At 64.4% G+C, this 13,089-nt stretch carries 10 protein-coding genes; 6 read left to right on the forward strand and 4 right to left on the reverse strand.

What is annotated here, in order from left to right; genetic code table 11:
• The first annotated feature begins 131 nt into the window (after nt 1–131).
• From ACYCVF_RS04210 to ACYCVF_RS04220, 3 genes are all read left to right on the forward strand, one after another.
• On the forward strand, nt 132–650 hold the full coding sequence (locus tag ACYCVF_RS04210) for a MarR family winged helix-turn-helix transcriptional regulator (RefSeq protein WP_028181148.1): 519 nt from the start codon (nt 132–134) through the stop codon (nt 648–650).
• Between the two features lie 148 nt (nt 651–798).
• Nucleotides 799–2,490 (forward strand): benzoate-CoA ligase family protein, encoded by a 1,692-nt coding sequence (locus tag ACYCVF_RS04215; RefSeq protein WP_459597273.1) that lies wholly within the window; start codon nt 799–801, stop codon nt 2,488–2,490.
• Between the two features lie 21 nt (nt 2,491–2,511).
• Complete coding sequence (locus tag ACYCVF_RS04220; RefSeq protein ID WP_459598001.1) at nt 2,512–2,970, forward strand: RidA family protein; 459 nt, start codon at nt 2,512–2,514, stop codon at nt 2,968–2,970.
• 26 nt (nt 2,971–2,996) lie between these two features.
• Here the strand turns inward: ACYCVF_RS04220 and ACYCVF_RS04225 are convergent, their stop codons facing one another.
• Nucleotides 2,997–3,725 (reverse strand): CBS domain-containing protein, encoded by a 729-nt coding sequence (locus ACYCVF_RS04225; RefSeq protein ID WP_459597274.1) that lies wholly within the window; start codon nt 3,723–3,725, stop codon nt 2,997–2,999.
• 207 nt (nt 3,726–3,932) lie between these two features.
• On the opposite strand from ACYCVF_RS04225, the gene ACYCVF_RS04230 reads away from it, so the two are divergent.
• Nucleotides 3,933–5,786 (forward strand): PHA/PHB synthase family protein, encoded by a 1,854-nt coding sequence (locus ACYCVF_RS04230; RefSeq protein ID WP_459597275.1) that lies wholly within the window; start codon nt 3,933–3,935, stop codon nt 5,784–5,786.
• On the opposite strand, the gene ACYCVF_RS04235 is transcribed toward ACYCVF_RS04230, so the two are convergent.
• Genes ACYCVF_RS04235 through ACYCVF_RS04245 form a run of 3 tightly spaced genes read right to left on the reverse strand, consistent with a single transcriptional unit; the run spans nt 5,783 to nt 9,314 of the window.
• Nucleotides 5,783–6,757: a CHAD domain-containing protein gene (locus tag ACYCVF_RS04235; RefSeq protein ID WP_459597276.1), complete on the reverse strand. Its 975-nt coding sequence runs from the start codon at nt 6,755–6,757 to the stop codon at nt 5,783–5,785. The two genes, ACYCVF_RS04230 and ACYCVF_RS04235, sit on opposite strands and share 4 nt — an antisense overlap.
• A gap of 11 nt (nt 6,758–6,768) precedes the next feature.
• Nucleotides 6,769–8,319: a bifunctional aminoglycoside phosphotransferase/ATP-binding protein gene (locus ACYCVF_RS04240; RefSeq protein ID WP_459597277.1), complete on the reverse strand. Its 1,551-nt coding sequence runs from the start codon at nt 8,317–8,319 to the stop codon at nt 6,769–6,771.
• An 11-nt stretch (nt 8,320–8,330) separates the two neighbouring features.
• Complete coding sequence (locus ACYCVF_RS04245) at nt 8,331–9,314, reverse strand: zinc-dependent alcohol dehydrogenase family protein (RefSeq protein ID WP_459597278.1); 984 nt, start codon at nt 9,312–9,314, stop codon at nt 8,331–8,333.
• Between the two features lie 172 nt (nt 9,315–9,486).
• Here ACYCVF_RS04245 and ACYCVF_RS04250 point away from each other — a divergent pair, with 172 nt between their 5' ends.
• Together ACYCVF_RS04250 and ACYCVF_RS04255 are read left to right on the forward strand one after the other, a co-directional pair.
• Nucleotides 9,487–10,326, forward strand: a complete 840-nt coding sequence (locus ACYCVF_RS04250) for a universal stress protein (RefSeq protein WP_459597279.1) — start codon at nt 9,487–9,489, stop codon at nt 10,324–10,326.
• Nucleotides 10,327–10,390: 64 nt separating this feature from the next.
• Entirely contained in the window at nt 10,391–13,084 is a 2,694-nt protein-coding gene (locus ACYCVF_RS04255) for a bifunctional acetate--CoA ligase family protein/GNAT family N-acetyltransferase (RefSeq protein ID WP_459597280.1), read from the forward strand.
• Nucleotides 13,085–13,089: the final 5 nt, after the last annotated feature.

Below are 13,089 nucleotides of genomic sequence, written 5' to 3' on the forward strand. Positions count from 1 at the left end.
GCATGCAAGCGGCGCGCCAATTATTTGAAGCCTAAAGAAATTGCCGTGCGGTCGATTGTTGCAGCTTTGGACTTGCAGCCGGCTCCGATTTACTTGAAGCTCAAAACGTTGGGGAATCCGTGTCGGCGCCAATGCCGGCCGTGAGTGGCTGCATCAACATGCTCGATTCCGAGACCAAGGCCGTCGAAACGCCGGAGGACCACGCCGAAGAGCTTCGGTTGTGGCTACGCCTCCTGACCTGCACGACCCTGATCGAGGGCGAGGTCCGCGGCAGGCTGCGGCAGCGCTTCGACGTCACCCTGCCGCGTTTCGATCTGATGGCGCAGCTCGACAAGGCCCCTGACGGCATGACGCTGTCGGATGTGTCCAAGCGCATGATGGTGTCGAACGGCAACGTGACCGGTCTGGTCGAGCGCCTGGTGGACTCCGGCCATCTCGATCGGCGAACCTCGGAGACGGATCGCCGCGTCCAGGTGATCCGCCTCACAAAGCTCGGACGCGCCGAGTTTCGCCGAATGGCTGCGGAACACGAAACTTGGATTGCCGATCTTTTCGCCGATCTGACGCCGAAGGATGTCCGCGAGCTGATGCGCCTCCTGGCCAAGACCAAGGCGTCCGCGCAGAAATCGGCGGCGCGCCGCCGGTCGTAAGCCCGCCGCCGGAACGGCCCGCCGATGGCCCTTGCCGCAGGAAAAAGCACGGGATGCCCAAAATCCGCTATTGCGCCGAATTGTTTTAAGCCTAAAATGTTTCCCAGATCGTGCTGCCGGGTGCAATCCATGCTGAAAGGAGCGTGCGATGGCCAACGCCGCCAAGATTCAAGTGACGGGCTCGCATGACGGCGATGCCGCGACGGCCCATGTCGATACGTTCGCACGGCAGAACCTGCCGCCGCGCGAGCTCTGGCCCGACTTCATTTTCACGCGGCCGGAGCTGAACTATCCGTCGCGATTGAATTGCGTCAGCTATTTTCTCGATCGCTGGGTCGAAGAGGGCCATGGCGACGCCCCTTGCGTCATAAGCCCCGCCGTCAGCTACAGCTATCGCGAGTTGCAAGCGCTGGTGAATCGCATCGCCAATGTGTTGGTCGGCAAGCTGGGTCTTGTTACCGGCGGGCGCGTGCTGCTGCGCTCGGCCAACAACCCCATGATGGTCGCGACATATCTCGCCGTGATCAAGGCGGGCGGGATTTGCGTCGCGACGATGCCGCTGTTGCGCGCGAAGGAGCTGTCTTATCCGATCCAGAAGGCGGAGATCACGCTGGCGCTGTGCGACGGAAAGCTTTCCGAGGAGATGGAAAAGGCGAAAGCCGGGGCGCCCAATCTCGCGCGGGTCGTGTATTGGGGCAACGGCGCGGCCGACTCGCTCGAGGCGCTGATTGCGGACGCCAGTCCGGAGTTCAAGGCCGTCGATACCGCCGCCGACGACGTCTGCCTGATCGCATTCACGTCGGGCACGACGGGAGATCCCAAGGGCACCATGCATTTCCACCGCGACATGCTCGCGGTCTGCGACGGCTACGCGCGCAACATCCTGCGCGCCGAGCAGAAGGATCGTTTCATCGGCTCAGCCCCGCTCGCCTTCACCTTTGGCTTCGGCGGCGTGCTGTTTCCGATGCATATCGGCGCCTCCTTCGTCGTGCTCGAGAAGACGACACCGGACGACATCCTCACGGCGATCGAGCAATACAAGACCACGGTCTGCTTCACCGCGCCGACCGCATACCGCGCCATGATCGGCAAGCTGCCGGGCCGGGACATTTCTTCGCTGCGCAAATGCGTCTCCGCGGGCGAGACGCTGCCCAAGCCGACATTCGATGCCTGGCTCAAGGCCACCGGCATCAAGCTGATGGACGGCATCGGCTCGACCGAGATGCTGCACATCTTCATCAGCGCGACCGAGGACGAGATCCGTCCGGGCGCGACGGGCAAGCCTGTGCCGGGCTATGAAGCCAAGATCGTCGACGATGAGGGCCGCGACGTGCCGCCCGGAACGATGGGCCGGCTCGCCGTGCGCGGGCCGACCGGATGCCGTTATCTGGCCGACGAGCGGCAGCGGAAATACGTCCAGAACGGATGGAACATCACCGGCGATACCTATCTGATGGATAGCGACGGCTATTTCTGGTACCAGTCGCGCTCTGACGACATGATCGTGTCGGCCGGTTACAACATCGCAGGGACCGACGTCGAAGCGGCGCTGCTCACGCATCCGGCGGTCGCCGAGTGCGGCGTGGTCGGTGCGCCGGACGAGGCGCGCGGCATGGTCGTGAAGGCCTATGTCATCGCCGCGCCCGGCGTGACTGCGGACGCGCAGCTCGTGGCGGAGCTGCAGGAGCATGTCAAGCGCGAGATTGCGCCTTACAAATATCCGCGCGTGATCGAGTTCGTGACGCAACTGCCGAAGACCGAAACCGGCAAGCTGAAGCGCTTTGCCCTGCGGCAGCTGGCGCAGGTCGCGGCGACGTCCTCAGGCGTTGCTGCGGAATGAGAGAAGGATAGAGAATTGTCTGTGACGACGCCGAAAGGCCCGCAACTCGCGGTGCTGCCGCCAACAGCCGAGGACGGAGCGCGCATCAAGACGCAGATCCTCCAGCCATCGAGCTGGCCGGTGCCGAAAGGCTACGCCAACGGCATGGCTGCCGAGGGGCGCATCGTCGTCACCGGCGGGGTGATCGGATGGGACGCCCAGGAGCGCCTCGCCGAAGGCTTCGTCGCGCAGGTGCGCCAAACCCTGGACAACATCGCCGCGGTCCTGGCCGAGGCCGGCGCCCGGCCCGAGCACCTGGTGCGGCTGACCTGGTACGTCGTCGACATGGACGAGTACCTGGCCAATCTGAAGGAGCTGGGCAGAATCTACCGCGAGCTCTTCGGAGCGCACTATCCTGCGATGGCGCTGGTTCAGGTGGTTCGCCTCGTGGAGAAGGCGGCGCGCGTCGAGATCGAGGCCACCGCCGTCATTCCGCGCTGAACTCTGCCGCGATCAGCTTGCCTTGATCAGCTTGCCTTGGCGAGCTCGTCGTCCTCGGGCGAGTTCAGATAGACGCCGGTGATGGTGTCGACCCAGCACAGATGGTCGTGCACCTTCTTCACGCCCTCGACGTTCTCTGCTGCGACGATCGCGGCCTGCCGTGCACGCTCTTCGCTGATGACGCCGCTGAGATGAACGATGCCATTGCGCACGATGACGTTCAGACCGAACGGGCACCATTCGTTCTTCTCCATGGTGCCGATGATGCGGCTGCGGATGTGATCGTCGTCGGCGGTCGGATCCGGCACCTCGCGGGCGAGCCCGGCTACCGCCTGCAACAGGTTGGCGCGGGAGACGATCCCGACGACCTTGTCGCCGCGCACGACCGGCAGCCGCTTCACATTGTTCCGCTCCATGAGGGCGACGATCTCCGCAAGGGCCGTATCCTCCGTGATGGTCACGGGCGAGTCGGTCATCACTTCCGAGACCTTGCGGCCGTGCTCGTGGACGAAGTCGCTGGCCGATGTGCCCGGACCAAGGATGAATCGCAGCCAGCGTCCGCGCTTGCGCCCGGTTCCGATTTCGCTGCGGCGGATGAAATCTCCTTCCGAGACGACACCGACAAGCTTGCCGGTCTCGTCGACCACGGTGAGGCCGCTGACATGCCGCTTCAGCATGATATTCGCCGCTTGGACGATGCTGGTGTCGGGGGTGACCGAGATGACCGATCGGGTCATGATCTGGTGGGCGCGCATGGACAACTCCGCTGGCTTGTTGAGATTCCGATGCGCGAAACCTAGCTCGGGTACCGAGGTGCTGTTTGACGCAAGTCAATCGGGCGAACACGTCGATCCCGATTGAGAATTGTGATCCGGGCCCGGATTTGATGCAGCTCAACACGGTTTTGACGCCTCGCGATACCCTTTACCGACGTCCAACCAAAGCCCGCAGGAACATGAGCCATGAGCGTCGTGCAGATATTTCCACGGGCTGAGGAGCCGGCGGTGCAGGTTCTCCACGCCCATCCCGTCGTCGGTCCCGAGGCCTCGCCTCTGAGCCCCGAAAGGATCGAACCGATTCCGGCCGCTGCCGATCCCATGCCTGGATCAGAGCCATATCCCCTGGATCGCGCCTTGCACGCGATGCTGGCGCGGTTCACGGGCGGAATCTCGCCGCTAGCCTTGTCGCTCGCCTGGCTCGATTGGAGCTCGCATCTCGCCGCGGCGCCACAGCGCCAGATGGAGATTTCGCGGAACGCCCTTCGCGATGTCGGCCGGCTCGCGGAAGCTGTCGCGCACACGGCGTCACCCGGGCAAAAGCCGTGGTCTGTGATCCAGCCGCAGGAGCGGGACCGCCGGTTCAGGGGATCGCAATGGGAGATCGCGCCGTTCAATCTGCTGGCGCAGGCGTTTCTGCTCGGAGAGCGCTGGTGGCGCGATGCTGCGATGGGCGTGCGCGGCGTCTCGCACGCAAATGAAGCCATCGTCGAGTTCTCGATGCGACAGATGCTCGACATGCTGGCGCCGTCGAACTTCGCGGCGACCAACCCGAAGGTGCTGGAGAAGGCGTTCCAGAGCGGCGGGGAGAATTTCGTCTTCGGCTGGCAGAACTGGTGCAGCGACCTGATGCGCCTGCTCTCCAACTCGAAATTGGCGGACGACGGGCAGTTTGCGGTCGGCAAGACGGTGGCGGTTTCGCCCGGCAAGGTCATCTACCGCAACGAGCTGATCGAGCTGATTCAATACCATCCGACCACCGCGCAGGTGCGGCCCGAACCGATCCTGATCGTGCCGGCCTGGATCATGAAGTACTACATTCTCGATCTGTCGCCGCAGAACTCGCTGGTCAAATATCTGACCGGGCAAGGTTTCACCGTGTTCGCGATCTCCTGGCGCAACCCGGATGCGAGGGATCGGGATCTCGCCTTCGACGACTACCGCAGGCTGGGCGTCATGGCGGCGCTGGACATGATCGGCCTGGTCATGCCGGGCCGGAAGACCCATGCGCTCGGCTATTGTCTTGGGGGGACATTGCTGTCGATCGCCGCTGCCGCGATGGAGCGCGACGGCGACAACCGCCTCGGCACCGTCACTCTCCTGGCCGCGCAGACCGACTTCACCGAGGCCGGAGAGTTGACGCTCTTCGTCAACGAGAGCCAGGTGACCTTTCTCGAAGACATGATGTGGCAACGCGGTTATCTGGACACGACGCAGATGGCCGGCGCTTTCCAATTGCTGCGCTCCAACGAACTGATCTGGTCCCGGCTGTCGCACGATTACCTGATGGGCGAGAGCGCAGCGCCGAGCGACCTGATGGCCTGGAACGCCGACGCCACGCGGCTGCCTTATCGCATGCACTCGGAGTATTTGCGCAAGCTGTTCCTCGACAACGATCTGGCGGGAGGGCGCTATCTCGTCGGAGGCCGGAGCATCTCGCTCTCCGATATTCACGCGCCGATGTTCGTGGTGGGCACGCTCGCCGATCACGTGGCACCATGGCGATCCGTCTACAAGGTCCACTATCAGGTCGACGCCGACGTGACGTTCCTGTTGACCAGCGGTGGTCACAATGCCGGTGTCGTTGCGCCTCCGGAGGAGCCAGGCCACAGCTATCAGGTGCAGACCAAGGCCGCTGACGCGCCCTATGTCGGTGCCGATGAATGGTTGAAGCTGGCTCCGCGAGTTGAGGGGTCGTGGTGGCCGGAATGGACGAAATGGCTGGCGGCGCGCTCCGGCGCGCCCTGCGATCCGCCGCAGACCGGTCTTGGAGACTCCCTCGGCCTGCCGGACGCGCCAGGAGATTACGTCCACACCTAAACTTCCGGCTCGGAACCGGGCGCGAGGTCCGAGGAGCGGAAGGGCTTGGCCTTGTCCAATTTCCGGTAGGCCACCGACGCGGTTCGCAACAGCTTCTTCTCCCGCTTGCGGTTGAGGAAGCGATTGGCGGCATCGAGGCCGGCGCCGTCCAAGGACGCTGCTAGCGCTTGTCCTCGTGCATCGTCGTTCAATTGTCCGAGTGCTCTTTGTGCCTTGCGCAATTGCTTGAGGATGGACTTTTGCTTCGTCGCGGCGCCATCGGCGAACAGATCCGCGAGCGACTCGACCGAATAGGTCAGCCGCTTGTTGAGAAGCCGCAGCTTGTGTCGTTTCTCGACGTCGAGCTTGCGGAGCTTTCGTGCTTTTTTGAGCAGCCTCGTCTCCCACTCGGTCAGGCGTTCCATCGCATGTTCGGCGAGCGTGCAGTGGCGCAATCGAATGGCTTCCTTGCCGCGGCGGGTCGACCAGGGGCCGCTATCGATCCACTTCGAGGTCTGCTCGACCAGGCGGCGATACCGTGCTGATTGCAGCGCACGCGTCAGCAGCCGGTGGCTCTCCGCGCGCTTCTCGTTCCAGTGCTGAAGCTCGGCGACCACGGCTAGCTCTTCGCCACTCTCGGCGACGACCCGCTCGATTGCCACGTCGAGGTCACGCACCATGCCGAGCTGGCCGTTCAGCCATTTCAATTCGGACCAGACATTCGGCCGCAGGGCATCGTCGACCATCGGCGTGAAGAAGCGGATGGCAGTTCGTAGATGCGTCAGTGCGATGCGGATCTGGTGCAGCGCGTCGGGATCGCCGCGGCAGGTGCCGTCGTGCTGAGCGAGCACGGCGTCGAGGTGACGGCGGCCGATGATCCGGAATGCGGTGTCGCAAGCCATGCCCGGGCTGAGGCGGGCGGGCAGGGCATTGCGCCGCGCCGCAGGCTTGGAACGTGTGGTCGCCTTCGAGCTTGTGCTGGGTCCCGACATCCTTGCCTGCGTCAATCAGATTGCCTTACTTCCTCTTCAGCGATCGCGTCCCGGCAGTTCTCGAGCGTCTGCTCTGGTGTCCCGGATGCATCGATGATCGCCCAGCCGACGTGCCCGATATTATAGTGCTCTTGCAACGCGGCAACCTCTTGCGTGGCGTCCGATGCGTCTCCCCGGCGGCTCCCGATCCGTGCCTTCCGGGTCGCGAGGTCTGCGACCAGGAACAGGCCGTTCAACGGCACTTCGCGCTCGCGTGCCAGCGCGGCGATCGTGTCGCGCTCATCCTCGCGGGCGAACACGCCGTCGATGATCGCCGAATGACCTTGAGCCAGCACTCGCCGGGCGTGCTGCGCCAGCGTCTCGTAGACCCGGGCCGTGACCTCCGGCGTATAGGCGGATGGGGGCAGGCGGTGCGTATCCTCGACCCCGAACATTTGCTTGCGGACGAGATCGCTGCGCAGCACGACGGCTCCAGGTTGCGGCGCGACGACCGGCGCGAGCGCGCGCGCCAAAACAGTCTTTCCGGTGCCGGACAGCCCGCCGACTGCAATCAGACGCGGTGCAGGAGGGTGGATCAGCATGCTGGCGAGGTCGAAATAGCGCTTGGCCTGGTCGAGAATGCCGAGACCATTGGAATGCGGCCGCTTCAAGCGTGCCAGGGCAACCTGGGCGCGGATCGCCGCCCGGATCGACATGAACAGCGGCAGGGCCGACAGCGCGTCGAGATTGCCAGCCGGCGTCACGGCGAGATAGCGGTTCAGGACCACGTTGGCTGCGCCGGGCTGATCGTGCTGCAAGAGGTCCATCAGCGTGAACGCGAGATCGTAGAGCACGTCTACCGATGCCATCTGCGCATCGAACTCGATGGCATCGAACAGCACGGGCCGCTCATCGAGCAGAACGATGTTTGCGAGATGCAGATCGCCATGACAGCGGCGCACGAAGCCCTGGCGGCCACGCTCTGCGAGCAGGGGGCGAATACGTAGAAATGCCTCGTGCGAGGCCTCGCCGAGCTTCTCGACCTCTTCCGCGTTGACATATCCGTCGGCCCGCAGACCGTCACTGTTGCCGTCGATCAGGACCGGGATAGACGAGACCCAGGCTTCTCCGTCGGCGCGTGTCGCCGCCGCGTGCGACGCCACGATTGCGTCAGCGGCCGCCGAGGCGAGCTTCGCCTCCAGCAGGCCGGCCTTTGCCAGATGATCCAGCGTCCTGTTTTCGTCGAAGCGCGACATGTCGACCGCATACTCGATCGGCCGGCCGGCGCCATCGACCTTCAGAGATCCATCCGGCTCTTCGGTGATCGCCACGACGCCGTGATAGATCTGCGGCGCCAGCGGCCGATTGATCCTGATCTCCTCCTCGCAGGCCGCCTTGCGTTTCTCGAGCGTCGAATAGTCAAGGAACGAAAACTTGACGGCCCGCTTGATCTTCAGCGCGCGCTTTGCGTCCAGGAACACCGAGGCTCCGTGCGTGTCGATCCGCGTCACGCCGGGATGATCGGTCAGCATCTGGAAGATGCGCTCCTGGGCCTCCGTTTCATCCTTGTTCGAAGCGGGCATCGAAAGCACCATCACGGCGTCAGCACGGCCGCGCCGAGAATCTGGCCATTCCGCAGCATGCCGAGAACCTCGTTGGCCTGATCGAGCGGAAACGCCGTCGTCTCGGTGCGCACGCCGGCCTGCGGGGCGACCTTCAGAAAATCGAGGCCATCCTGCCGGGTCAGATTGGCGACCGAGACCAACTGCCGTTCCTGCCAGAGCAGGTCATACGGAAAGCTCGGAATGTCGGTCATGTGGATGCCGGCGCATACGGCGCGACCGCCCTTGCGCACGGCGCGCAACGCGGCCGGGACAAGCTCGCCGGCTGGTGCGTAGATGATGGCGGCGTCCAGCGGCTCGTCGGGCACTTCGTCCGATGACCCCGCCCAGACCGCGCCGAGACGACGTGCAAGGTCCTGTGCAGCGGCGTCGCCGCGTCGGGTGAAGGCATGGACGGATCGCCCCTGCCAAACCGCGACTTGCGCGATGATGTGGCCGGCTGCGCCGAAACCATAGAGGCCAAGCCTGTCGGCGGGGCCGGCCAGGACCAGCGAGCGCCATCCGATCAGTCCTGCGCACAGCAGAGGCGCAATCTCCACGTCGCTGCCGGCCTCACCGAGCGGAAAGGCGTAGCGTGCATCGGCAATGGTGTGGGTTGCGTAGCCGCCGTCACGCGTGTAGCCGGTGAACAGCGGTGCGTCACACAGGTTTTCCATGCCGTTCCGGCAGAAGCGACAGTTTCCGCAGGTGAAGCCGAGCCAGGGAATGCCGACCCGATCACCCACCGCATGTGTCGTAACATTCGGGCCCAAGAGATCGACCCGCCCGACGATCTCGTGGCCAGGCACGATCGGATAGCGAATATCGGGCAGCTCGGCATCGACGAGATGAAGATCGGTTCGGCATACGCCGCAGGCGTTGATCTTCACCCGGAGCTGACCCTCGCCCGGAATCGGATCAGGCCGCTCCTCCATCTGGAGCCGCGCTCGTGGGGCCGGCAACACCATCGCACGCATGAGTCTCTCCGGGGCGAACCGCTCCGATTGAATTATTCATAGACTGACCGAGCGGCCAGTCCTTGACGTCGGTCAACCTGTTCCCGGGTGACCGGACCGTGCTGCGCTGGCTTGACGCGGATCAAGCGGAATCCATGAGAGCCGGCCTATCGTGGCGACGAGGAGAACTTTGATGCCCATCAAGGACGTCTTTCTGCCCCTTGTCGGCCAGCCGCGCGGACCGGCCTTGGCCGCGATAGAGAAGTGCGTGGCTGTCGCCGCCGATCTCGGCGCCAGGATGACCGCGCTCGCGCTTGCGGAAGAAGTTTTCGAGCGGCCGAAGGTGACGCTGCCTTATGACCGCGATTCCGCCGACGCCAGCGCTTCGCCAGAAGCAAGCGACATGCAGCAGCTCCTGACCGCCTTCACGGACGCAGCTTCCCGCGCCAGCATTCGCGCCAAGAGCCGATCGGGGCAGGTGCCTGCGGATCAGATCGGGGCGATCCTGGCCGAGCATGCCCGTTTCAGTGACCTCACGCTGGTTCCCGTGAAACCGCACGACAGCCGAACAGAGGGCATTGTCGAAGCCTTCCTGTTCGGATCCGGCCGGCCGCTTCTGCTCTGTCCCGAACATCTCGCGGACGAACTTCGGCCCGAATTAGAGAACGTCATGATTGCCTGGGATCACTCTGCTCGCGCGGCGCGTGCGGTCGGCGACGCGTTGCCGATTCTTCGGGCTGCCATGTCGGTTCGCGTGGTGACCGTGGCGGAGGATAAGTCTGAGGCGATCGTGCAATCGGGCATGGCTCTCGTCGATCATCTGAGGGAACATGGGGTCCATGCCTCGTTCGAAGCGACGAAAGGCGGCGGCAACTCGATCGGCAAGGTACTGGGAAGCTGGGCGAATTCCCATGGCATCGATGTGATCGTGATGGGCGCCTATCATCATTCTCGCTTGAATGAGATCGTCTGGGGCGGTGTGACAAAGACCGTCATTGGCCAGCCACCGTGCTGGGTTATGATCTCACACTAGGGCTCCTTCCTCCGGCTTGTTCGTCAACCATCGGAACCGCCGCTGACCCGGCGCATTTGCTTCCATGTCAGTTTATCGTTTGAACAACCTGCTGTCGCCGCGCTCGGTCGCGCTCGTCGGGGCGAGCGCCAGGCCGGCGTCCGTGGGACGCGCGGTCCTTGAGAACATCCGCAAGTCCGAATTCAAGGGGCGGTTTGGCCTCGTCAATCCGCGCCATGCCGAGATCGGCGGCGTCGCGGCAGTGAAGAGCCTGGACAGGCTGGACTTCGTGCCCGAACTCGTGGTCATCACCGCCCCGGCGGGCGAGATTCCGGGCATTGTCGACCAGGCCGGGCGTCGCGGGTCTGCGGGCGCGCTGATCGTCTCGGCCGGACTTGGCCAGGGGCCAGGATCGCTGTACGAGGCTACAAGCACTGCTGCCCGCAAATACGGCATGCGGCTGATCGGGCCGAACTGCCTCGGCATCATGATGCCGGGCGTCAGCCTCAATGCCAGTTTCGCTGCGCACATGCCGGGTGCAGGCAACCTCGCGCTGATCTCGCAATCGGGCGCAATTGCCGCCGGCATGGTGGATTGGGCCGCCCAGCGGGGCGTCGGCTTCTCCGGTATCGTCTCGATTGGCGATCAGATCGATGTCGATATTGCCGATCTGCTCGACTATTTCGCGATGGATCACAAGACCCGCGCGATCCTGCTCTACATCGAGGCCATCAAGGACGCGCGCAAGTTCATGTCTGCGGCGCGCGCCGCTGCGCGCGTGAAGCCCGTCGTCGTGGTGAAGTCCGGCCGCATGGCGCAGGGAGCGAAGGCTGCCGCCACCCATACCGGCGCGCTCGCGGGCGCCGACGCCGTCTACGACGCAGCGTTCCGCCGCGCGGGCGTCCTGCGAGTCTCCGATCTGCGCGAGCTGTTCGATTGCGCCGAGACGCTCGGCCGCGTTGAATCGCCCATGGGAAAGCGCCTTGCCATCCTGACCAACGGTGGCGGCATTGGCGTCCTTGCGATCGACCGATTGGTCGAACTCGGAGGAATTCCGGCGACTATCTCGGCAGAGGCCCGCAAAAAACTCGACGACGCGCTGCCGCCGACCTGGTCCGGTGCAAATCCGGTCGACATCGTGGGCGACGCTGATGCCACGCGCTACGCCGCGGCGCTGGAGGTGCTGCTCGCCGATACCGATAACGACGCAATCCTCGTTCTCAACGTTCAAACGGCGATCGCCTCGGCCGCCGAGATCGCCACGACTGTAACGGAGCTCGTCGGCAAATATCGCGAGCAGCACCGCCGATGGGCGAAGCCCGTACTGGCGGCCTGGGTCGGAGCCGATCAGCACATCATCCAGGCGCTCTCCAACGCCGGTGTGCCGAACTACCCGACCGAGGACGATGCCGTGCGCGGCTTCATGCATCTGGTCCGCCACCGCGAAGTGGTTGAGGAGCTGAGCCAGGTTCCTCCCGCGATGCCCGACACGTTCGTTCCGGACGCCCAGGGAGCGAGACAGATCGTCACCGCCGCAATCGCGGACGGCCGTGAATGGCTCGAGCCCGTCGAGATAAAGCACCTGCTGGAAGCCTACGACATCGCGATGGTGCCGACCTACGCGGCATCCGATGTCGAACAGGCAGTGGCCTATGCCACGGACATCATCGCACAGGGAGGCACCGTCGTACTGAAGATCATGTCGCGGGACATCATCCACAAATCCGATGTCGGCGGCGTCGTTCTCAACCTGACCACGCCCGAGGCAGTCCGAGGGGCTGCCGCGGGCATCATCGCGCGTGCGCAAAAGCTGCGTCCGGAGGCGCGCATCGGCGGCGTCATCGTCCAGGCGATGGTCGTCAAGGCAAAAGCGCGCGAGCTGATCCTGGGTCTCGCCGACGATCCGACCTTCGGCACGGTGGTCGTTTTCGGCCGGGGCGGGACGGCGGTGGAGATCATCAACGACAAGGCGCTCGCGCTGCCGCCGCTCGATCTGCAGCTGGCCCGCGACTTGATCGACCTTACGCGCGTGTCGCGACTGCTGAAGGCCTATCGGGACGTGCCGGCGGTCAAGCAGGACGCCGTCGCCATGGTCCTGGTCAAGCTGGCGCAGATGGCCGCGGACATTCCCGAGATCCGGGAATTCGACATCAACCCGCTGCTGGCGGACGAAACCGGCGTCACCGCGGTCGATGCACGCGTCGCGGTTGGGCCGCCGCAGCGCAAGTTTGTCGGCTCCGGCCCGGCCAATTTCGCCGTGCGCGCCTATCCGTCGCAATGGGAGCGCCGCCTCAAGCTCAAGGACGACTGGCGCATCTTCGTGCGGCCGATGCGCCCCGAAGACGAGCCGACCATCCACGAATTCCTGCGTCACGTCACGGCGCACGACCTGCGCCTGCGTTTCTTCGCCCCGATGAAGGAGTTCACCCATGAGTTCATCGCGCGCCTGACCCAGCTCGACTATGCGCGCGCGATGGCGTTCATCGCATTCGACGAGGCGACCGGCGAGATGGTCGGCGTCGTCCGGCTCCATTCGGACTCGATCTACGAGAGCGGCGAATACGCGATCCTGCTGCGCTCCGATCTCAAGGGCAGGGGGCTGGGATGGGCCCTGATGCAGCTGATCATCGACTACGCGAAGTCGGAAGGGCTGAAGACCATATCGGGCGATGTGCTCCAGGAAAACATCGTGATGCTCGAGATGTGCCGGCAGCTCGGATTCGAGGTGAAGCCGGATCCGGCCGAGCCTGATATTTGCGACGTCAGACTGAACCTCTGAGCTCG

Source organism: Bradyrhizobium cedriense (assembly GCF_054602315.1).